We start from the raw sequence: 13,524 nt of genomic DNA on the forward strand, positions 1-13,524 counted from the left end.
CCTCCTATTAAATGTATCCGTATAACCTATTCTATCTCATATTCGCAGAAAAGCCCCCATCTATGATAGAGGGGGACTTCTAGAATTACAACTTCACTTTCATAAAATCTTCGATTCTCTCCAGCGCCTCCGTCAATTTTTGTAAGGAAGCGGCATAGGAGCAGCGAATATAACCCTCTCCGCCTGCTCCAAACACATGACCGGGAACCGCAGCGACACCGACCTCCCTGAGCAGCTGCAAAGCGAAGTCTTCTGATTTCATTCCGGTGTGAGCGATGGAAGGAAAGGCATAAAATGCACCCGCAGGTTCATGGCAAGGTAGTCCTATGGATCGAAATCCACTAACCAGCAGCTTTCTCCGCTCATCGAAGCATTGCTTCATGTGTTCCTTATGCTGCATTCCGTTGCGCAATGATTCAATCGCAGCAATTTGACCGAGCACTGGGGCACACATCGCAGTGTATTGATGGATTTTTAGCATCGCAGCAATTAATTCTCGATCGCCACAAGCATAACCCACTCTCCAGCCAGTCATTGCAAAAGCTTTGGAGAAGCCGCTAATCACAATCGTCCTTTCCAGCATCCCGGGAAGAGAGGCGATGCTGACATGCTGACTGTCATACGTAAGCTCGGCATAAATTTCATCTGAAATGACCAGTAGGTTATTCTCTTTTACAATCTGTGCAATAGGCAGCCAATCTTCATAAGTCATTACTGCACCTGTAGGATTAGTCGGAAAATTCACCATAAGAAGCTTGGAACGCGGAGTAATCACCTTCCGTAACGCTTCAGCAGTAAGCTTAAACCCCTGCTCGGCCGATGATTCTACCTCCACCGTAACCCCCCCGTTCAAATGGGTAATCGGCGAATATGCGATATAGCTCGGAGAAGGGACGATAATCTCATCCCCAGGTGTAATGAAAGCTCGTAATGCCAAATCCACAGCCTCGCTGCTTCCCACCGTAACCATAATCTCATCGTTTGGCTCATAGCGAAGCTTGAAACTTGTGTGCAGATAAGAAGCGATCTCCTCTCTAAGCTCCAGTAAACCGGAATTTGGCGTATACATCGTTTCCCCATTATTCAAGGCACGAATACAGGCAGCTCTTACATGCTCCGGTGTAACGAAATCTGGTTCCCCTACACCCAGCGATATAATATCCTGATTCCCCGCACTTAGGTCAAAAAAAGCCCGAATCCCCGAGGGTGCAATCTCCCGCACACGTGGAGCAATCCATTCATTATGCATGGCTGTACACCTCTTCTTTTGCACTCTTTTCCGTTAGGGAAAGGGAGATGATTTCGTCCAGCAGTCCGCTGAAGGTGTAGCCTGCCGCTTGCGCGCTTTTGGGTAAAAGACTGGCCTTCGTCATGCCTGGTAACGTATTCACCTCCAGCACATAAGGAATCCCCTCTTTAAGCAGCATATCAACCCGTGCATACACGCTACATTTTAGTGCTTTGTAACAGCTCAAGGCAGCCTCGCGTACCCGCTCATGCACCTCAGCAGGCAATTCAATGACCCGTTCATCTGCTCCGCCTTCTTCATACTTAGCACTGTAATCGAACCACTCGGCATTTGCTGAGGTTATTCCCAGAATAGGCAGCAGCTCTCCGTTTAGAATAGAACAGGTGATTTCTTGGCCTTGAATGTAGCTTTCAATCAAAATCGACTGATCACAGGCAAAAGCCTTCTGCACTGCGCACAACAGCTCCTCGCTGCTGCTCACTTTTTCCATTCCGATACTCGAGCCGCCTGAACATGGCTTCACCATAACAGGATATCCGAGCCGTTCCACCGCTTCAGCCGAATAATCCTTCATGCTGTCCCAGCATAGCCAATCTGCTGTATTGACGCCTGCGCAGCGCATAAGCTTTTTGGAGAGATCTTTATCCATGCAAATGCTGCTAGACAAAACCCCGCTGCCCGTATACGGAATCCCCATCGTCTCCAGCGTTCCCTGAACCGTACCATCCTCGCCGTAAGCTCCATGAAGTGCAAGCAGTGCGACATCGATCCCTTTTGCCTGCTCAATAAGCTCCTCACGCTTGGTGATCACAATTGGAATAATTTCATATTTATTGGGGTCTAGATTCTTCAATATTTCTCTACCGCTATTCATGGATACCTCATACTCTGAGGATACCCCGCCCATAATTACGCCTACCTTCATCTCAAGCACCTCTTTATCCCATTAGTTGTCGAGCTGTTCTGCCAATAATCTCGATCCCCTTGCGGATATCCTCATCCGTCACTCTGGAGAAACCGATCCGTATCGTATTTTGACCCTTACCGTCTGTGAAGAATATATCTCCTGCTGTAAAAATAACCCCTTGCTCATGACAGGCCGCCAACAGCGTCCTTGTATTAAAGCCCTCCGCGAAGGTTACAAAAAGATGCAGGCCACCGTCCCCTGACAGCGCCGTATAAGGAATACAATCCTTGCAGCATTGCAGGGTTAATTCATACTTTCGTTTGTATTCCGCTCTGGCTTTTTTCAAATACTTTTCTAAATGACCACCCAATAAATACTGATACAAAATGGATTGATCCAGCGTCGAGGTATGAATGGTACGGGCGCGCTTGACGCTTTCGAGGGAATTGATCAACTCCTGATCCGCCAGCACCCAACCTACACGTAGTCCCGGAAATAATACCTTGGAGAAGCTGCCGAGATAAATCACGCTGTTGCCGCTGCCTGCTGCTGCGATAAGTGGAGCCACATGTGAGCCCGAATATCGTAATTCCTCGTTAAAACCATCCTCAATCACCGGGACTTGGTAGCGATTCATCAGCTTCATTAGCCGCTGTCTTTTCTCTGGAGACATTACAATTCCGGTCGGATTATGATAAGAAGGGACGAAGTATGCACAGTCAAAAGCTTGCTGTTGCAATGCTTTCTCCAGCTCCGCCAAATCAATCCCATCACGCTCCATCGAAATCCCGGTGATCTCAAAACCGTTCAGCTTCAAATTTTTGATCGCTGTATGATGCGTCGGATTCTCACAAATGACCGAACCATTTTTTTTACTCAGAGCAGACAATACAATATCGAACCCTTCAGTAAAGCCATTGGTGATCAATATATCCTTGCCTTTCATTTCAACGCCCTTGTGCTCCATATACTGCTTCAAATAGTCTATTAAAGGCTTATACCCTTTGGCATAGCCGTAATTTAGCAGAACGTTGCCTTCCACCGACATCCGATCCATAAAGGACCGCTTCACATTATCCAGATCAAAAAGACTCTCATCAGGCGCTATGCTGGTGAAGGAGATCGTCCCCTTCTCCGCTCGAATCCCGCGCTTCATGATATCCAGTTCCTCTGCCAGCACCGCGTGATCATTGAGACGTGACTTCCAGTCCATCGTCCAGGAAGAGATCGTTTCACTGCCGGGCGGCGTAGCAGCAACATAACTTCCTTGCCCTTGCACGGCATAAGCAAAGCCATCATCCTCAAGCCCTGCATAAGCAGAGATTACGGAGTTGCGGCTAACCTTAAGCAATGTGCTGAGCTCTCGTGTGGAGGGCAGCTTTTGATTGCCTTGCAGACCGCCTTTTATGATTAAGTGCTTCATATAGTCTTTAATTTGTATATACACCGGCCGTCCGGCTATGAGCTTAAAATCCTTAAACATCTCTCAATCGCCCCCATGACTATCATGGCACAATCACTCGCTTAAAAAAAGAACCACAGCCATGGGATTTTAATCCGGCTGTGGTTCTATAAGAGGAAAAATGCCCAAAAAATCAAGTTACAGATCTATGCTCAATCACAAGCTCCCCTTCTCCAGAAGGGATCTCAAAACCATTTAAAAACCGGGTTAATATGTCCTCCGTAATCGGAAATGCGGCATTGGCGTCAAAACGTTCACTCCGGATAAGCAGTCTCTGACGCAATTCATCCGGCTGGACCTTTAAGTGAATCAGTTCCCACACGCCACCATAACTCTCAATGAGCTGCTTGTAATCGTTCCGTCTCTGACGTTGCCAGAAGCTGAAATCGATAACAACATGATGTTTTGCCTGAAGCAGATTCACCAGCTCCCCCCGCAGCTTTATCTCCGACTCTTCCTTATAGGACTCATAATTGTCCTCTGGATAATCCACCCCGAAACGGCCGTGCGTGGCCCAAATATCTTCATCTATCGAAAGTCTGGCGAATCCCTCTTTCTCCAGCTTTTTAGCAAAGGTTGTTTTACCCGACCCCGCTACACCGCACATCATCACTACGCTGGAAGCAACACTCGTACGCTTTTGCTGAAGCAATTTTTCAATAACCAACTTTTCGGTCAGCATTATAAATGCATCTCCCTTCCAATTGATGGTATACTCATCGTTACAAAATACTTTCTCAAGGGATTGTGATAAGGATATGGTGAAATCAGTCCAGCAGACCTCCTAAAATGAAAAATGAAATAATTTTAGGAGGTCATAATAAATGATTTTTAACCCGATTGTCATTGATAACTGGAGTAGAAAACCCTATTTTGAACATTATTTAAACAATGTCAGATGCACCTACAGCATGACCGTAAATATTGATATCACCCTTCTACTGTCAGAGCTTAAGCATAAGGGAATTAAGCTGTACCCAGCACTAATCCACATGATAACTACGGTGGTGAACTGTCATAGTGAATTCCGCACATGTTTTGATTCTGAAGGTAGATTAGGTTATTGGGATAGCTTGTCCCCTAGTTTTACAATTTTCCATGATGATGATAAGACTTTCTCAAGCATCTGGACTTCGTACGGTGAACAGTTTAATGATTTCTATAACCGTTATCTCGATGATATGAAAATGTACGGAAGCGTGAAACAATTTATCGCTAAAGCAAACGAACCGCCGAACACCTTCCCTATTTCCAGCATTCCGTGGGTCAGCTTCACAAGCTTTAACCTGAACGTGTATAACGAAGGAACCTACCTACTTCCCATCTTTACGATAGGGAAATATTTTCAGCAAGACAAAAAAATACTATTACCCATCTCGGGGCAATTCCACCATGCCGTGTGCGACGGTTACCATGCCAGCATGCTGTATAATGAATTACAATCACGTGCAGATACCTATAAGGAATGGTTACCTATTACCTAATATCTAATTAACCATGTTATTCTGCTGAAAGCAAACGATAGTTCAAACATAAAGGGTTCCACCTATTAGGTTTTCCTAATGACGTGGAACCCTTTTTTCATATAATCATCCTTTTTCCAAAATATGAGCTTTATCAGCTGACCATTGTCCATGCTGCCAGAGTATTTTTAGTACCATTACATTCCCTGGAGAAGGAGCCACTGCACTGTAGAATGTGAGACCAGGAACTAACTGTGCAAGTAAATTCCTGATTACACCCCCATGCGTCACTACCAATACTCTATTCGATGTAACCTCACTTTTTTTCTCCTTGATAGCACAGCATCCAAATGCAGCCACAGCAGCTTGACCTAGGTCCAACAGGAAACTACGCAACCGAGCATCGAATGCTGTCCACGATTCTCCTTCTGGCGGTGTAACCTTTGAAGGATCATCAATCCAACGTCTATATAGAGAGTTATCTTTCAACTGCTCATAAGTGCAGCCTTCCCAAGCTCCGAAGTTCATTTCACGAAGCCGCTGATCGTAAACAGCGTCCTGCTCTAGTGAAGGTGCTCCGAAAGCCAAGGTCTCCCGACATCTTAGCAAATCGCTACAGAACACACGCCAAAAACCACCTGATAACTCAGCCTGCAGGCAGATCTGCTGCTGAGGTTGGGATAACCGCTCACTTGCGTCAGGAAGCAATGGAAGATCCGTATGTCCCAGGTAACGATGCTCAACATTCCATTTCGTCTGCCCGTGTCGGATAAGCACCAGCTCAAGCTCTATAGAGGGAATTGCCATACCGACGCTCAGCCTCCAATCCATATCCATGCCACAACCGCGCATAGACCTACAAATATTGAAGAGCAGAGCATCATCATCCGTGAGGTCTGGATGATGTCATCCGGTTCCATCGTACGTACCGGATCACCCATATAAGCCCGAAAAGAAGCGACGCCATGATACACATTTTCGCCTCCGAGTCGGATGCCGAGTGCGCCAGCCACAGCTGATTCTGGATAACCGCTGTTAGGGCTTGGATGTAGATGTGCATCCCGCTTCACCATTTGCAGGCATCTGCGCCAATCCAGACGAAGCATCCCTGCACATAGAGCCAAAAGCAATGCCGTAATCCGTGCCGGGATAAAGTTAGCAACATCATCGAGCCGGGCAGATGCCCAGCCGAGATCACGGTATTTATCGTTCTTATAACCGACCATTGAATCGAGTGTATTGACCGCCCGATAAGCCATAGCAAGCGGCGCACCGCCAATCAGCGCGTAGAAAAGCGGAGAAATAATCGCATCTACAATGTTCTCTGCTACGGTCTCCACCGTTCCACGGACAATTTCCGGGGCGTCTAGCGAAGTCGTATCACGTCCCACGATCATCCCCAACGCCTTGCGGGCAGCAGGGATATCGCCCTTCTGCAATTCCACGTACACCGCCATTCCTGCATCCTTTAGTCCCTTGGAGGCAATCGTGGTTGAAATCAACCAAACCTCGGCTATCCAGACGAGCCACGGTGAGATAGATGACAGCAGCCATAGCAGGATGGCTGTCAGTGCCCAAGCACCGCCCGCCACACATAGCGGAAGTAACACCCCTGCTCTGCGCAGGCTTTGCGGGCGGGACCATAAACGACGGATCGCCCGCTCCAGAGCCGTGATTGCTTTGCCCATACCAATTACGGGATGAGGCAGGTTACGCGGATCACCTACGATCCGGTCAATTACGTAAGCCGCAAGCAACACCAAAGCGATTGTCACAAGCAATCACCTCTGAACAAGCTTCTACTTCTCCAGCTATCCATTCTCATTAGCTGTCCTTCCTTGCCTGCACCGACAGTAGGCTGCCCGTCACAGCGCTATATACAAGCCGGCCGATAGCGCCTCCAAGATCGGTTGCTGTTCCGGCATATACATGCTCGGCGCTGTATCGCCCGCTTTGGCTCACAGCGAGTACAATAGCATCCGTAGTCGTGCCGGTTGCGATCAGGCCATTCTCGGGATCGGTAATCCCGAGATCTGCCAGCGCAGCAGCTTTGGCTTCGACAGCTGTCTGCACAGCATTGACCATGGCCGCCGGTGTCAGGCGGCCATCAATGCAGAGCATGATGTTAATCGTACCCGGCCGATACACAGCCAGCACATTGCGTTCCACACCTGCGCGCGCAGCATTTCCTGCGGCGGCTGTAACGCAAACAAAAATCCCCGCTGAACCCGTGTCCTCTTCAGCTACCGCTGCATGCTCTAGCGGCACAGCCGTCATCAGACCAGCACAGCCGGATAAAGGATAACCCCAATCGCGCAGCTTATTCTCCATATCCTGGACAGGATCACTACATTCGTAATTGCGATCAACATATAAATTGACGGCCCGCTGCAGCCGGTTCATTCCTCCGCCGTAGAACGCGCTCGATAAACCATCGGCTTCTGCTGGCAGCTCCAGCAGCAGATGCTTATCCTTCCATTGCAGAGCAAGCCCTGGCCAGACGGCCGGACGATACTCCCTGATTCCCCCTGTAAGATTAAATGGAATCTTCACTTCCACCATAGCCGATCCCGCTCCTTTCACCGCTCATTTCTTTCATTAAATACTTACAACCATCCGCGAAAGGATGCCCCGCCAATCGCACTATCAGCTCGCTCCGCACATAGAGTCATTAAAGACTACATCCACCTGTCACTTAGTCGCTAGAATCTCCGCCATCTGCAGCAAAAGGCGGGCATTATCCTCATGTCCCTTAACGGCAACTCGAATATGCTCAGCACCTAACCCTGCATACATAGCGCAGCTGCGCACTAGTATACCTACGCGGCCAAGCCTAGTCTGAAACTCAGCCGCGCTCCACGGTGATGGCAAGCCACAGAGCAGAAAGTTGACTTCTCCCGGTGGGACATCGCAGCCCAGCTGCATAAGACCCTGCCGCAGTTTTTCGCGTTCTGCTGCAATAAGCTCACGCGTACGCTGTTCATAGTCACGTCCACTTGTAAGGCAGGCTTCCCCTGCGAGCAGCGCCAAGCCGTTCACACTCCAGGTGACCTGCTTTCCGCTCATCGCCTTCGCCAGCTCCGGATGTGAAATCGCAAACCCGAGACGCAAGCCGGGAATCGCATAAAACTTCGTCATCGACCGCACCAGAACCGTATGCGGAAACCGCTCCAGCTCCGGCAGGAGTGTATTTCGCTCTGACTCCGGGATAAAGTCAATAAAAGCTTCATCCACAGCTAAATAAGTCCCGCAGCTTTCAGCCTTCTGCGCTAACAAGCGCAGTTCCTCCACAGCATACTGAACGCCATTGGGATTATTCGGCTGTCCGAGAAATAACAGTTCCACCTGTTCCAGCAGCCCGGCAATCTCCTCCACTCCAGCGCGGAAATGCTGTTCCCTTGTCCCCTGAACCGATAATACTTCAGCGCCAAATTGTATGGAAAGTTGCCGATACTCAGAGAAACAAGGCTCCACGATGCCAACCTTTTGCGGAGCTATCGCCAGCAGCAGCAAAGCCATAGATTCCGCTGCTCCGTTGCCCACGGTTAACCAGCTATTATCTACGCCAAGATTTTCCGCCAGTAGGCGTTTAAAGCATCGGTGTCCAGGGTCCGGATATGCCACCACCGTTGACAGTGCTGTTCTGAGCAGCTCCAAAACTTGCGGTGGGGGACCGAGCGGATTGATGTTGGCACTATAGTCGAGAAATGTGCCCCCAGCTTCTCCATAGAGCTCCGCTGCCGTCAACAAATCACCGCCATGCCCATATTTTTCAAGCATAATTACACTCCCTCTATCTACTTTCTCTAGCACGATATGTATGTCATTGCCACCATTATTGCCTCTTTGCCGGAAGAACGTCAATGCTTTCGCAGAAGGAATCTGCTAAATCCCCTGCTTCCCTCAAACCGACATGAATCTCAACAATGTGATCTCTTTTGTTAAAAAACCGCTTTTGGTTTAAAATGAAGGTTGTAATCAATTTTGCTGCGACGGAGGAATTCACTATGCTTTTTATTGATAACACAGGGATTACTGACGCATCCATCAATTTGGCGATTGAGGAATATGCGCTGAAGCACTTGCCGATGGACGAGAGTTACCTGCTTTTTTATATCAACAGCCCATCCATCATCATAGGGAAACACCAGAATACTATCGAAGAAATTAACCAAGAGTATGTAAAAGATAATAATATTCAGGTCGTACGTCGTCTATCCGGCGGTGGAGCTGTTTATCACGATCTTGGAAATTTGAACTTCAGCTTTATTACCAAGGATGACGGCCAATCCTTTCATAACTTTTTGAAATTCACCCAACCGGTCATCGATTACCTGCAAAGCATGGGTGTTAACGCCGAGCTAAGCGGACGGAATGACCTGCAAGTTGGTGAGCAAAAGATTTCCGGTAACGCTCAGTTCTCCACACGCGGACGTATGTTCAGCCATGGTACCTTGATGTTCAATCTTAATTTAGATGATGTACAAGCCTCTCTAAAGGTGAATCCAGAGAAGTTTAAATCAAAGAGCACCAAATCCGTACGCAGTCGTGTAGCGAATATCAAAGAGCTGCTGGGTACAGATATGACGATCGAGGAGTTCCGCGCCGGCCTGCTGCGTTCGATCTTTGGTATGGATCCTTCTGAGGTTCCTCAGTACAAGCTGCAACAAGCCGACTGGGACAAAATTAATGAGATCTCCAAGGAGCACTACCAGAACTGGGACTGGAACTACGGTCTGTCACCAAAAAGCAACGTTAAACACACGCGCAAATTCCCTGCCGGAATTATTGATATTCGGATGGATATTGAAGATTCCCTCATTAAAGACATCAAAATCTATGGTGACTTCTTCGGAGTCGGTGACGTAGTAGATGTTGAAAATGCACTTCGTGGCAAACGTTATGACGAGGCTGAGGTTAGAGAAGCATTAGCTGATCTCGATTTGAAGCATTATTTCGGTCGTATTGAGCCGGAGGATTTTATCGGATTGGTCTTCCTAGAGGAATAGGATGAATTCACTGGTCATGATTTGAATCAAAAAGAGGACTCCTGCGCATTCGCCAGAAGTCCTCTTTTGCATGAATTAATACTCTTCGCTTTATCCTTTTACAGCAGATCCAACTGTCATTGCTCTTTCTACCTGCTCACTAAAGAACAAATAGACAATAACCATTGGCAGACTCGCCATCGTCATAACCGCCCCCATGCCACCCCAGTCAGTGCTGTATTGGCCTTGGAAGAACAATAGACCCAGCGGCAGTGTTTTCATCCCCTCATCAGAGATCAGAATATAAGCCAGCAAAAATTCATTCCAGTTGTTCAGGAATTGAAAAATGGCTACTGTTGCGACAGCTGGCGTTACAACCGGCACAATAATCTGCAGAAACATCCGGTATACATTCGCGCCGTCCATACAAGCGGATTCCTCCAGCTCCCCAGGGATACCCTTCATAAAGCCGTAGAATACCAGACAAGAGAACGGCAATCCAATGGCGACATAAGGAACAATCAGCCCACCGTAGGTATTAGTCAGATGTAAATCCCGCACGAGTATAGCAAGTGGAATCATAATTACCTGCAGCGGCATGAACATTCCGATCGTCATATACAATCTGACCCCTTCACGGAATCTCCACCGCAGCCGGGAAATTGCGAATGAGAACATCAGCGATAATATGATAATAAGTAGCGTTGAAATCGTAGAGACTACCAAGCTATTCGTAAAATATCGCGGTATATTGAACTGTGACCAAGCGGCCACATAGTTTTCAATCCGGAAATTAGTCGGAAATCCGAAAGGGTTGGTGACAAAAATCTCATCGTTATTTTTCAGAGAATAAGAAATCATCCATAATAGCGGATAGATGGAAATGATAAAATAAATCCATAAGGGAAGCTGTATGAGCAATGCTCTCACTTTTTTCATAACGTTCCTTTTCCTTTCCGGCGTACTGCCTTATGCTTCATTTCGGTCAAATGTCTTGTTGATAATAATGGTGGCCAGAAGCGACAGAAGGACAAGCACAACCGATACCGCACAGGCATAGCCGTAGTTGCTTTCCAAGAAAGCATAACGATAAATCATAAAGGTAAGCGTATAATTGCTCGTTCCCGGTCCGCCGTTAGTCATAATCAACATTTGTACAAAAGCACCGATTCCTGAAGTAATGGCAATGATCAGACAGAATTTGAACGTCTCCTTCATCATTGGAATCGTCACCTTACGATGCGCCATCCATTTGGAGCAACCGTCAATCGTGGCAGCTTCCATGTACTGCTCAGGGACAGATTTAACCCCCGCATATAAAAGACTGAACTGGTAACCCATGAACTGCCAGGCATTAACAAAGGCAATCGCAATTATGGATGTGGTTGGAGAAGTGAGCCAGTTTTGTTGATAAGGAATATGCAAAATTTCAAAAAGCCTATTGATCAATCCGTTATTCGGATCGTAGATGGCAATCCATAGCTGACAAACAACCGTAACCGACAGAACTACGGGGATAAAATAAGCTGTTTTCAATAACTTACGCCCTTTGATTCGCGGATCGGCACAGGCAAGCGCAAGAATGGTTCCCAATCCGATCTGAAATACAGCGAGCACCAGTGCAAAAATAAGGCCGTTACGAAGGGATGTCAAAAGCAATGGATCATCAAACATCTCTACATAGTTGGACAATCCGTTAAAAGTAGCCGTACTGAGCCCGTCCCACTCGAAAAAGCTACGATAAAAGGATTGAAGCACCGGATAGATAATCACTACGCTATAAATCAACAGAGCGGGAAGCAGAAACAGCATTATGGCTTTCTTATTACCTAAGTATTTATGCATGCGGTAAGATTCCACTCCTTCCTTGCCAAGCTGCTCACCCGATATAAGGGCTCGATCCGGGTGAGCTGCAGGGCATGGACCAATTTTTATTTATTTTATTTCTCTAATTATTTATTTTCTTTGTTCAGCACTCGGTTCATGTTATCCGTGAACTGCTTAGCCGAGAATCCTTCGATCAACATATTTTGTGTATTGTCGTCCAGTGCATTTTTAATTTGAACACTGCTTACCGCATTGGCGTAACCCTTCACGTTTGGCAGCACTTCTTCAGCGATTCTTTTCATCATGGCAGGCACTTCACCGGTCATTTCTTTATCCACTTTAGTCGCTACGATCGGGCTACCCAGCTGTGTATATTTGTATTCGCTATATTTTTGTGCGATAAAACTAGCTACTTTCACTGCGGTCTCAACATTCTTGCTGCTAGGAGAAACGGCAAAGCCACCAGGACCTCCTGCACCGTTAATGTACATTTTGTTGTTCTCATAAGTCGCTTCGTCCTTAGCTGGCCAGTACATCCAATCCACTTTATCCCCAAGCTTCTCAGCACTGCTGTAGATTTCCCACTGACCGTTGACGAACATGCCAGCTTTTCCTTGGTAGAACAAAGATGAAGCTTGATCATAATTGGTATTCGTAGCATTGACGTCGAACAAGCCTGCTTCTTCCAGCTTCTTCATTTGTTCTGCTGCTGTTACATAAGGCGAAGGCAATGTTGTCGTTCCCTTCGTTTCGAGTGGGCCAAACCCTTTCGTCTCCTCACGAGTCACAAGTCCGCTATAAAAAGAAGTAGTGATCCATTTCTCCTTCGCGAAAATTGAGAGCGGTGTATACCCTGCTGTAGAAAGCTTCTTAGCCGCTTCAGCCAGCTGATCGATCGTCTTGATCGGCATCTCGATGCCTACCTCTTTAAAGATATCCTTGTTGTAAAACAACATTTGGAATTCGATTCCCGTATATGGGAATGCGTATACATGACCGTCTGGGGCAATCAGACGGGACTCATTCCCTGTGTTTAGATTCGCTTTGAAATCTTTGGTGGCTTGGTATTCATCAAGCAGCTCGACATTTTTAGATTTGGCGAAGGTTTGCAGTGTAGGCCAGTCTGTTTCATAAATATCCGGCATGTTCCCAGTCGCGGCATATGTTTTCAGCTTCTGGTAGCCATCTTGAACAGCCTCATCCAGTACAATCTCCACCTCCGGCATTTCCTTTTTCAATTCCTCTACGGCATAATCAAATGGCTTTGAAGTATCTTCGTCAAAATGCTGTGCATAAATTTTTATTTGAATTTTCTTATCGGTGTTCCCAGCGGTCGTATTGGAATCTTCAGAGGTTGAACCACCGTTTCCGGCATTGTTACCACCACAGGCTGTAAGTGAGAAAGCTAAGGATAAAACGGTTGCAACCCCCAGTGTTCTGAATAGCTTGTTGCTCATAATGAATCCCCTTTCTGATGCTCTATTTAGTGGAGCTAGTTGAATCCGCTATTTGTTAGCGTTTTCATCGTCCTGTTTCTATTATATTTGAGCCTTGAAGACCCAAAAAGAGCCATATCGGGCACAATCGGTAATAAACAGGACAAAATGAAAGCGGCCTCACCAGAGAGC

General features: G+C 47.1%; 13 protein-coding genes. 2 read left to right on the plus strand and 11 right to left on the minus strand.

Annotated elements, in window-relative coordinates:
• Positions 1–85 precede the first annotated feature (85 nt).
• The 4 genes from MKY14_RS21045 to MKY14_RS21060 all read right to left on the minus strand — a co-directional run bounded on the left by MKY14_RS21045 (position 86) and on the right by MKY14_RS21060 (position 4,300).
• On the minus strand, positions 86–1,249 hold the full coding sequence (locus MKY14_RS21045) for an aminotransferase class I/II-fold pyridoxal phosphate-dependent enzyme (RefSeq protein ID WP_076128136.1): 1,164 nt from the start codon (positions 1,247–1,249) through the stop codon (positions 86–88).
• Entirely contained in the window at positions 1,242–2,174 is a 933-nt protein-coding gene (locus MKY14_RS21050; RefSeq protein WP_076280087.1) for a D-alanine--D-alanine ligase, read from the minus strand. The genes MKY14_RS21045 and MKY14_RS21050 overlap by 8 nt, the downstream gene beginning before the upstream one ends.
• A 13-nt stretch (positions 2,175–2,187) precedes the next feature.
• On the minus strand, positions 2,188–3,639 hold the full coding sequence (gene pdxR, locus MKY14_RS21055; protein WP_076277713.1) for a MocR-like pyridoxine biosynthesis transcription factor PdxR: 1,452 nt from the start codon (positions 3,637–3,639) through the stop codon (positions 2,188–2,190).
• Between the two features lie 112 nt (positions 3,640–3,751).
• Positions 3,752–4,300, minus strand: a complete 549-nt coding sequence (locus tag MKY14_RS21060; protein ID WP_339281772.1) for an AAA family ATPase — start codon at positions 4,298–4,300, stop codon at positions 3,752–3,754.
• A 142-nt stretch (positions 4,301–4,442) separates the two neighbouring features.
• Here MKY14_RS21060 and catA point away from each other — a divergent pair, with 142 nt between their 5' ends.
• Positions 4,443–5,102: a type A chloramphenicol O-acetyltransferase gene (gene catA, locus MKY14_RS21065; protein ID WP_340977220.1), complete on the plus strand. Its 660-nt coding sequence runs from the start codon at positions 4,443–4,445 to the stop codon at positions 5,100–5,102.
• A 105-nt stretch (positions 5,103–5,207) separates the two neighbouring features.
• Here catA and MKY14_RS21070 read toward each other — a convergent pair whose 3' ends face one another.
• The 4 genes from MKY14_RS21070 to MKY14_RS21085 form a co-directional block, all read right to left on the minus strand.
• The gene (locus tag MKY14_RS21070; protein WP_340977222.1) at positions 5,208–5,888 is read right to left on the minus strand and encodes a histidine phosphatase family protein; all 681 of its coding nucleotides are present in this window, start codon (positions 5,886–5,888) and stop codon (positions 5,208–5,210) included.
• An 8-nt stretch (positions 5,889–5,896) separates the two neighbouring features.
• Entirely contained in the window at positions 5,897–6,856 is a 960-nt protein-coding gene (gene cbiB, locus MKY14_RS21075; protein WP_280752592.1) for an adenosylcobinamide-phosphate synthase CbiB, read from the minus strand.
• A 49-nt stretch (positions 6,857–6,905) separates the two neighbouring features.
• Complete coding sequence (locus MKY14_RS21080; RefSeq protein ID WP_076218820.1) at positions 6,906–7,643, minus strand: adenosylcobinamide amidohydrolase; 738 nt, start codon at positions 7,641–7,643, stop codon at positions 6,906–6,908.
• A gap of 129 nt (positions 7,644–7,772) precedes the next feature.
• Positions 7,773–8,861, minus strand: coding sequence for a pyridoxal phosphate-dependent aminotransferase (locus MKY14_RS21085; protein ID WP_340977225.1), 1,089 nt, complete (start codon positions 8,859–8,861; stop codon positions 7,773–7,775).
• Positions 8,862–9,088: 227 nt separating this feature from the next.
• Here MKY14_RS21085 and MKY14_RS21090 point away from each other — a divergent pair, with 227 nt between their 5' ends.
• The gene (locus MKY14_RS21090; RefSeq protein ID WP_076128152.1) at positions 9,089–10,090 is read left to right on the plus strand and encodes a lipoate--protein ligase; all 1,002 of its coding nucleotides are present in this window, start codon (positions 9,089–9,091) and stop codon (positions 10,088–10,090) included.
• Between the two features lie 90 nt (positions 10,091–10,180).
• Here MKY14_RS21090 and MKY14_RS21095 read toward each other — a convergent pair whose 3' ends face one another.
• From MKY14_RS21095 to MKY14_RS21105, 3 genes are all read right to left on the minus strand, one after another.
• A complete protein-coding gene (locus MKY14_RS21095; protein ID WP_036681776.1) occupies positions 10,181–11,008 on the minus strand; it encodes a carbohydrate ABC transporter permease in 828 nt (275 codons plus the stop codon).
• A gap of 30 nt (positions 11,009–11,038) precedes the next feature.
• Positions 11,039–11,914, minus strand: coding sequence for a carbohydrate ABC transporter permease (locus tag MKY14_RS21100; protein WP_038569153.1), 876 nt, complete (start codon positions 11,912–11,914; stop codon positions 11,039–11,041).
• A gap of 107 nt (positions 11,915–12,021) precedes the next feature.
• Positions 12,022–13,353 carry an ABC transporter substrate-binding protein gene (locus MKY14_RS21105; protein ID WP_076128153.1) on the minus strand — a complete coding sequence of 444 codons (1,332 nt, stop codon included), beginning with the start codon at positions 13,351–13,353 and terminating at the stop codon, positions 12,022–12,024.
• Between the last annotated feature and the right edge of the window lie 171 nt (positions 13,354–13,524).

Source organism: Paenibacillus sp. FSL R5-0887, from assembly GCF_038002305.1.
Taxonomy (GTDB): Bacteria; Bacillota; Bacilli; order Paenibacillales; family Paenibacillaceae; genus Paenibacillus_AQ; species Paenibacillus_AQ odorifer.

What these genes read in the sequence shown, in the direction of transcription:
- MKY14_RS21045 (WP_076128136.1), bottom strand. Translation starts at nt 1,249, where the DNA reads ATGCATAATGAATGGATTGCTCCACGTGTGCGGGAGATTGCACCCTCG.
- MKY14_RS21050 (WP_076280087.1), bottom strand. Translation starts at nt 2,174, where the DNA reads ATGAAGGTAGGCGTAATTATGGGCGGGGTATCCTCAGAGTATGAGGTA.
- pdxR (WP_076277713.1), bottom strand. Translation starts at nt 3,639, where the DNA reads ATGTTTAAGGATTTTAAGCTCATAGCCGGACGGCCGGTGTATATACAA.
- MKY14_RS21060 (WP_339281772.1), bottom strand. Translation starts at nt 4,300, where the DNA reads ATGCTGACCGAAAAGTTGGTTATTGAAAAATTGCTTCAGCAAAAGCGT.
- catA (WP_340977220.1), top strand. Translation starts at nt 4,443, where the DNA reads ATGATTTTTAACCCGATTGTCATTGATAACTGGAGTAGAAAACCCTAT.
- MKY14_RS21070 (WP_340977222.1), bottom strand. Translation starts at nt 5,888, where the DNA reads ATGGCAATTCCCTCTATAGAGCTTGAGCTGGTGCTTATCCGACACGGG.
- MKY14_RS21080 (WP_076218820.1), bottom strand. Translation starts at nt 7,643, where the DNA reads ATGGTGGAAGTGAAGATTCCATTTAATCTTACAGGGGGAATCAGGGAG.
- MKY14_RS21085 (WP_340977225.1), bottom strand. Translation starts at nt 8,861, where the DNA reads ATGCTTGAAAAATATGGGCATGGCGGTGATTTGTTGACGGCAGCGGAG.
- MKY14_RS21090 (WP_076128152.1), top strand. Translation starts at nt 9,089, where the DNA reads ATGCTTTTTATTGATAACACAGGGATTACTGACGCATCCATCAATTTG.
- MKY14_RS21095 (WP_036681776.1), bottom strand. Translation starts at nt 11,008, where the DNA reads ATGAAAAAAGTGAGAGCATTGCTCATACAGCTTCCCTTATGGATTTAT.
- MKY14_RS21100 (WP_038569153.1), bottom strand. Translation starts at nt 11,914, where the DNA reads ATGCATAAATACTTAGGTAATAAGAAAGCCATAATGCTGTTTCTGCTT.
- MKY14_RS21105 (WP_076128153.1), bottom strand. Translation starts at nt 13,353, where the DNA reads ATGAGCAACAAGCTATTCAGAACACTGGGGGTTGCAACCGTTTTATCC.